Origin of the sequence: Robbsia andropogonis, assembly GCF_000970345.1 — a bacterium.
Classification (GTDB): domain Bacteria; phylum Pseudomonadota; class Gammaproteobacteria; order Burkholderiales; family Burkholderiaceae; genus Robbsia; species Robbsia andropogonis.
This window is the reverse complement of record NZ_LAQU01000022.1, coordinates 82,242-88,992: the sequence shown is the minus strand read 5'-3', so window position 1 is coordinate 88,992 and position 6,751 is coordinate 82,242. Positions and strand designations below refer to the sequence as shown.

General features: G+C 59.9%; 7 protein-coding genes, 1 tRNA gene and 1 pseudogene. All 9 read right to left on the bottom strand.

What is annotated here, in order from left to right:
- Positions 1-144 (bottom strand): transposase (locus WM40_RS18585; RefSeq protein ID WP_046153607.1); only part of this gene is annotated, 144 nt, incomplete at its 3' end.
- 73 nt (positions 145-217) lie between these two features.
- Positions 218-924 (bottom strand): annotated as a pseudogene (locus WM40_RS18580) (tyrosine-type recombinase/integrase); the annotation flags it as partial.
- Positions 925-1,021: 97 nt separating this feature from the next.
- Positions 1,022-1,097: transfer RNA gene (locus WM40_RS18575), tRNA-Thr, on the bottom strand.
- A gap of 29 nt (positions 1,098-1,126) precedes the next feature.
- Complete coding sequence (locus tag WM40_RS18570) at positions 1,127-1,747, bottom strand: ClpXP protease specificity-enhancing factor (RefSeq protein WP_024901918.1); 621 nt, start codon at positions 1,745-1,747, stop codon at positions 1,127-1,129.
- Positions 1,748-1,895: 148 nt separating this feature from the next.
- Entirely contained in the window at positions 1,896-2,534 is a 639-nt protein-coding gene (locus WM40_RS18565) for a glutathione S-transferase N-terminal domain-containing protein (protein ID WP_024901919.1), read from the bottom strand.
- Positions 2,535-2,784: 250 nt separating this feature from the next.
- Positions 2,785-3,729, bottom strand: a complete 945-nt coding sequence (locus WM40_RS18560) for a cytochrome c1 (protein ID WP_157685845.1) — start codon at positions 3,727-3,729, stop codon at positions 2,785-2,787.
- Positions 3,726-5,186 (bottom strand): cytochrome b, encoded by a 1,461-nt coding sequence (locus tag WM40_RS18555; protein ID WP_413783814.1) that lies wholly within the window; start codon positions 5,184-5,186, stop codon positions 3,726-3,728. The genes WM40_RS18560 and WM40_RS18555 overlap by 4 nt, the downstream gene beginning before the upstream one ends.
- 2 nt (positions 5,187-5,188) lie before the next feature.
- On the bottom strand, positions 5,189-5,767 hold the full coding sequence (gene petA, locus WM40_RS18550) for a ubiquinol-cytochrome c reductase iron-sulfur subunit (RefSeq protein ID WP_046153622.1): 579 nt from the start codon (positions 5,765-5,767) through the stop codon (positions 5,189-5,191).
- A gap of 203 nt (positions 5,768-5,970) precedes the next feature.
- Positions 5,971-6,717 carry a Nif3-like dinuclear metal center hexameric protein gene (locus WM40_RS18545; protein ID WP_024901923.1) on the bottom strand — a complete coding sequence of 249 codons (747 nt, stop codon included), beginning with the start codon at positions 6,715-6,717 and terminating at the stop codon, positions 5,971-5,973.
- Positions 6,718-6,751 lie beyond the last annotated feature (34 nt).

Sequence of the window (6,751 nt, the reverse complement as noted above, 5' to 3'; positions counted from 1 at the left end):
AAGACCGCCGTACTTCTTCTTCCAGTTATAGAACGTCGCTTCGCTGATGCCCAGCTTGCGGCACACCTCATCCACCTTCGTGCCCAACTCTGCCTGCTTCAGCGCAAACGCAATTTGCGCCTCCGTAAACTTGCTCGTCTTCATGGCATCTCTTCCCGGTTCGGACCAGTCAAATAATGCCGGATTCTCTAGTTTTCAACGAGACTATTTTCTGGGGTAGGGTCACCATATGCGGTGACCCATTCTTAGTGTCCGCGAGAAGGACGACGCGACGCGCGATATCAACCTGTGGCCGACGCAGCCCGGATATCTCCGAGGACCGCATACCGGTCTCTACAGCCAATCGGACGATCCACCCTAGCATCGGGTTGCTGTGAGCGTCAGCAGCGGCGAATAGCGCCTCCTGCTCGGCTACAGTAAGGCGTCGGTCACGCCCGGCAGCAGGACTCGGTTTCCGGACGTTTGCGACGGGATTGAACGTCAACCCAATACCCCACTCCTGAATCGCGATCCGGAACAGGTGCCCAAGCATCGCCAACTCGATCCGAACGGTGTTATTCGAGCGTCCTTCGGCAATCCGAGCATCCCGATACATCGCAATCAGCTCGGCGCTGACGGCGGCCATCGAGTACTTCCCCAAAAAAGCATCAAGCTGCTTGGCCGAAAATGATTCGCTACGCTGGGTAGCGGGCTTCTTCGACGCAGACACCTCTTTGAGATATCGATCAAGAGCAGAAGCAACAGTCAGCTTCTCAGAAGGCGCGCGGGACAGATAGACCCCGCGCACCATCTCATCCTCAGTCCGCCGCGACCAATCCTCGGCGTCTCTTTTCGTACGAAAAGTTTTTGCCGTTGAGGGCCAACCTTGCGCTTGCGGATGAGTGCCTTCCAGGTGCCGGAAGGGGTCTTAACGATGGTGGCCATGTACCCTCAGAAGTCGCGGACTGTACCGAAACTGTATTTTTCTGAAGACACAAAAGCAAACGGGCTAGACAAACATCGTCTAACCCGTTGTTTTATTTGGTGCCGGCTGCCAGACTCGAACTGACCACCTGATGATTACAAATCAACTGCTCTACCAGATGAGCTAAGCCGGCGGAACCGCGATTCTACCCGATTTTCGCGATCATTTGACAACCTTCAACCGCGGACGGTTCGGCGGCTTGGGATTATCGTCCGATCCGTCCCCATCTTCGTGCGATTCACTGTCGCTTTCAGACGACTTCTCGGAAAAATCCGCCACTGCGGCAGGCTCCCCGTCGCCAGCGCCATCACCGTCGATGGACCGCAGTGTTGTCTCCGCGCGCCGTTCGGACGGCACGGCCGACAGCACGATGTTGCCTTTCGCATCCGGCGGCGTCAGCGCACGCGCTTCGTCGGAGGTGTCGTCCCGCGCTACTTCCGAGCCCCCCACGTCCGTGTGCACATCCGCGCCTTCCTCCACCGGGAACGCCATCCCCTGACCGTTTTCGCGGGCATAGATCGCCAGCACATTGCTTACAGGCACTTCAATCTTGTGCGCCGTGCCGCCAAACCGCGCATTGAACTCGATCCAGTCATTCTTCATTTGCAACCCGTTGGTCGCATCGAAGCTGATATTCAACACAATCTCGCCATCTCGCACGAATTGCGTCGGCACACGTGTGCGCTGATCCACCCGTACCGCAATGTGCGGGGTGAACCCATTATCCGTACACCACTCATATAGTGCACGCAACAAATAAGGCTTTGTCGATGTATCGGACATCCGTTTTCCTCCGCGATCGTCCCATCTGGTTGATTCTCGCCATCGGGTACGGCAAGCTGCCGCACCGCGTCCGCCTTGCACTGTCACTCCGGCCCGAACCGAGCCGGTACCGCGAATCGCCAAGGCGCGGCGATATCATCCCCTACGATCAACGACGCATTACCTTCTCGGAAGGCGTCAGCGCTTCGATGTACGCCGGACGGCTGAAAATGCGCTCCGCATACTTCAGCAACGGCGCCGCGTTTTTCGACAACTCGATGCCGTAATGATCCAGGCGCCACAGCAACGGAGCGATCGCGATGTCCAGCATCGAATATTCGTCACCCAGCATGTGCTTGTTCTTCAGGAAAATCGGCGCCAACTGCGTCAACCGGTCCCGAATCGCCAGACGTGCACGCTCATGCGCCTTTTCCACAACCGCTGCGGCGTTCTCGCCATCCTTGGACGTCGCCTTGCGATTCTCCAATGTGTCGACGTGCGTGAACAACTCCTTCTCGAAGTTCTGCAGGAACAACCGCGCACGCGCGCACTGCACCGGATCAGGCGGCATCAACTGCGGATGCGGGAAACGCTCATCGATATATTCGTTGATGATGTTCGACTCATACAGAATCAAATCGCGCTCGACCAGGATGGGTACCTGGCCATAAGGGTTCATCACCGCGATGTCTTCAGGCTTGTTGAACAAGTCCACATCACGAATTTCAAAATCCATGCCCTTTTCAAACAACACCAAACGGCAACGCTGCGAGAACGGGCACGTCGTGCCCGAGTACAAAACCATCATGTCCGGAATCCTCTGAAAACCGAATGGGCGTAGCTATGCCACGGTACGACATCGCTGTGTCACCGTGGTCAACCCGCGCACCTCAGACGCGTATTATGCCTATTTGGTTCGCAAAAGTCGCGCTTTTCCTGCAACGCCCCTTCATCTGCATTCAATTAATATTAAACAACCGACTTTTTGTCGACATTGCGTCATAACGTGATTTTCAGAAAAAGCGGGAATCTGGCCATTTCCCGTGCCCTGGACGCGCCTAACGCACTCGCTGATTTTGTTGATTCGATGGCTTTTTACGACGCCAATATGCGCGTGCAAGTCGCCAGGACGAAAAGCAGAACAGCGCCAGAAACCCGATAACCCACGGCCCGATCCGATGGCGATCGATCATCGACGGATCGGAAATCCATCCAAGATACGCCACCAAATCCGATAACGCGTCGTCATATGCGTCAGCAGTCATCGATCCGGGCGCGAGCTGTTTGAAACCCACAAACTTCCTTGTTGGCAACGCACCGGGCGATGCAGCAGCGCCATCCTGCTCGTGAAACACGGCGAGGCGCGGGCCGTGCAAACCCGCCAGCACATCGGGCATTGCGACATCGGGAACAAGCAGATTATTCGCCCCCATCGGTCGCGACGGGTCGGTGTAGAAGCTGCGCAGATAGGTGTACACCCAGTCAGCGCCGCGCGCCTGGACGATCGATGACAAGTCCGGGGGCACCACGCCGAACGCGGCTTGTGCCGCGGAGGCGGGCATCGCCGGCACCATCGGCGCCGACATCGCCGCTCCCGACGGATTCAAGGCCTTCATCACCTCATCGCGACTGAACCCCAAATCCTGTAATTGCCCCACACGGACCGATGACACGGCATGGCAGCCCGCGCAGTACGTCGCATACATCCGTGCCCCGCGACGCAGCGCGGCAAGATCAGCATGCTGGCTTGTCGGTGCCACCAGCGAAATGGGCGCCTGCGCGACGACCGTTGCAGAGGCGGAAACCGACGTACCAACATCGGCGGCATGGCCGTTCGTCAGCGCACCGAGTATCAATCCCATCGCCAGCAGCATTGCCCAGACCGCCCGCGCTGCGCGCGGTCCCGCCACGACACCTCGGGCCTCCGATCGCCGCCAAGCGTCGGACCATGGCAATGCACCTGACACCAACGCCATTGCAAACCGTTCCGCAGTACGACTCACTGTTGCGCCTCCGTGTTCCCCGGGTCTCGCGCATGGGCCGCGCTCCCACCATCGCCGCTAACAAGACGCGTCGGAACCGGTTGGAACGGGCCTCGGACACTCCAGTACGGCATACCCAGGAAGAATGCGAAATACACGCATACCGCCGCCTGCGACAGCACCGTCACCGCCCCCCCTGCCGGCAGGCCGCCAAGGATGCCCAATCCGACGAAGGCCATGGCCACCGCCCCATACCAGATACGTTGATACAGCGGCCGATACCGAATCGAGCGCACCGGCGAACGGTCGAGCCACGGCACGACGCACCACACACCCACCGCGCCGAACATCAGTAAGACACCCCAAAGCTTCGCCTGCGTCGACAGTAGCGCCGCCGCCAGCAACAAGGCAATGACCGCGCGCCTAATGGCGCAACGTCGACCATCCTTGCCGCTGACACGTTTTCCCGTCAGCAGACCCGACACGCCCCACAACGCCGCCACCGCCGTCATGCCCCATTGAAAGGGCTCGGTCACCGCCCGCAACACCGCATAGAACGGCATGAAATACCAGACCGGCGTGATGTCTTCCGGGGTACTTAACGGATCGGCAGGCAGCGCATTAAGCGGTTCGACGAAGTAACCCTGCATCGTCGGCGCGTAGCAGACGATGACGGCGAAGAGCAACAGGAAGAGCGCCGCCGCGAGCAGGTCCTTTACGACAAAGTACGGATGAAACGGCAGCGTATCCGCCTCCCGCGCGGCACGGCTCGCGGCGTCTTCACCGGACGGTAGATCAATGCCGTCCGGGTTATTCGATCCCACCTGCCGCAACGTGGTGAGGTGCAAGCCGACGATCAGCAGCAAGGCGATCGGCACGGCTACCACGTGAAAAGCGAAAAAACGATTCAGCGTGGCATCGGAAATCGTGGCGCCGCCCCGGAGCCAGGTGGCAAAACCCTCCCCCACGCCCGGAATCGCCGAGAAAAGATGAACGATGACCTGCGCGCCCCAATACGACATCTGCCCCCACGGCAGCAAGTAACCAAAGAACGCCTCGGCCATGACCAGCAAAAACGTCAGGCACCCGGCCAGCCATACCAGCTCGCGAGGCCGCTGATACGAGCCATAGAGCAAACCGCGAAACAGATGGAGGTACAGCACGACGAAGAACAACGATGCGCCCGTGGTATGCACATACCGAATCAACCAGCCCCAACGCACATCGCGCATGATGCGGTCGATCGAGGCGAATGCCAGCCCGGCATCAGGCTTGTAGTGCATCGTCAGAAACAGGCCGCTGACGTACTGGATCACCAGCACCAACGTCGCGAGCGACCCGAACACGTACCAGAAATTGAGATTCCTCGGTACACGATAGTGGCTCATGTGCTTACGCCAGAACGCGCGCACCGGCAAACGCGCATCAACCCAATCGATCAACGCATGCGCCCAGGAACGATCCGGATCACCATCGATTTTCACGCGTCCCCCTGTTCGTCGCGCCCAATCAGCAATCGCGTGGGCGTTTCATACATATGGCGCGGGATATCCAGATTCTGTGGCGCAGGCTTGTTCTTGAATACCCGCCCCGCCAGATCGAACGTCGATCCATGACAGGGACAGAGCCAGCCGCCAGGCCAATCGTTGGGCAGATGGGGCTGCGCGCCCGGCGTGAAACGTGGCGCGGGTGTGCAGCCCAGATGCGTACACACCCCCACCAGCACGATGATCTCCGGATGCTCGGCGCGCGAACGATAAGGGTTGGCGCAGTATGCCGGCAGTGGCATCGAATACGGATGCGCCGTCAACGGGTCCACCAAGTCCGGCACAGCGGCAAGGACGTCTCGCATCATCTCGGGCGTGCGATGCAACACCCACACCGGCACGCCTCGCCAGCGCACCGTCACCATCTTGCCGGGTGCCAGTCCAGCGATATCCACCGTCACCGGACCCGCTGCTTCCTGTGCGGCCTCCGTTGGTGACAGCGATCGCACCAGCGGGATCACTGCAACGACACCGCCAGCAGCCGCGAGCGCGGTCGTGGTGGCCATCCACATACGACGCGCACGATGGACGCCCTCTATGCGGTCATCATCGCCAGTGCCCCGCGTGCCTTCGGCATGGGGGTCCGGTTGTTCGTGCCGCCGGGGGTCGGGCGATTCATCTGGATACGGCATCAAAGCCCAAAAAGAAAGCAGTGTCGGAAACAGCGCCCACGCACGCGATGTCGCCAGGCCGGGCGCGTCGTCGTGCCGCCGATTCACACCGGATTGAAGACATCGAAGAATTGGTGCGTGACACCAAACATATCGGCGATACGCTCGCCGACAGCCTGCACACCGTAGCGTTCGGTGGCATGATGCCCCGCAGCAATATACGCCACCCCGGTCTCACGTGCGATATGCGTGGTTTGCTCCGAGATTTCGCCGCTGATATAGACATCGACGCCGGCAGCCACCGCCTCGTCGAAATAGCCTTGCGCGCCGCCGGTACACCAGGCCACGCGACGCACCTCCACTTGGGCGTCGCCAATCACCAACGGCGCACGGCCCAGCGTGTTCTCGATGTGCTTCGTCAACGATTCGAGGGTGACCGGAAACGGCAGCGCCGATGACCACCCCATGTCATCCGGCCCGAACCGGCCATCGGCGATCCAGCCAAGGCGCTTGGCCAATTGCACGTTGTTGCCCAGCTCCGGATGCGAATCGAGCGGTAAATGATAGGCAAACAAACTGACGTCCGCCTGCATCAGCCTACGCAGGCGCGCGGCCTTCATACCGGTGATGGCGGGGCGCTCGTTCTTCCAGAAATAGCCGTGGTGCACCAGGATCGCGTCCGCGCCCCATTCGAGCGCCTGGTCCAGCAACTCCATGGACGCCGTGACACCGGTGGCAAGCTTCGCGACCTTGCGGCGGCCTTCAACCTGCAAGCCATTCGGGGCGTAGTCGCGGAACCGCCCGATTTCCAGTAGATTGTTCAGATACAATTCCAGTTCATTTCGGTCCACAATGCCGTCCACGATTCGGTCCTCGATTCGATAA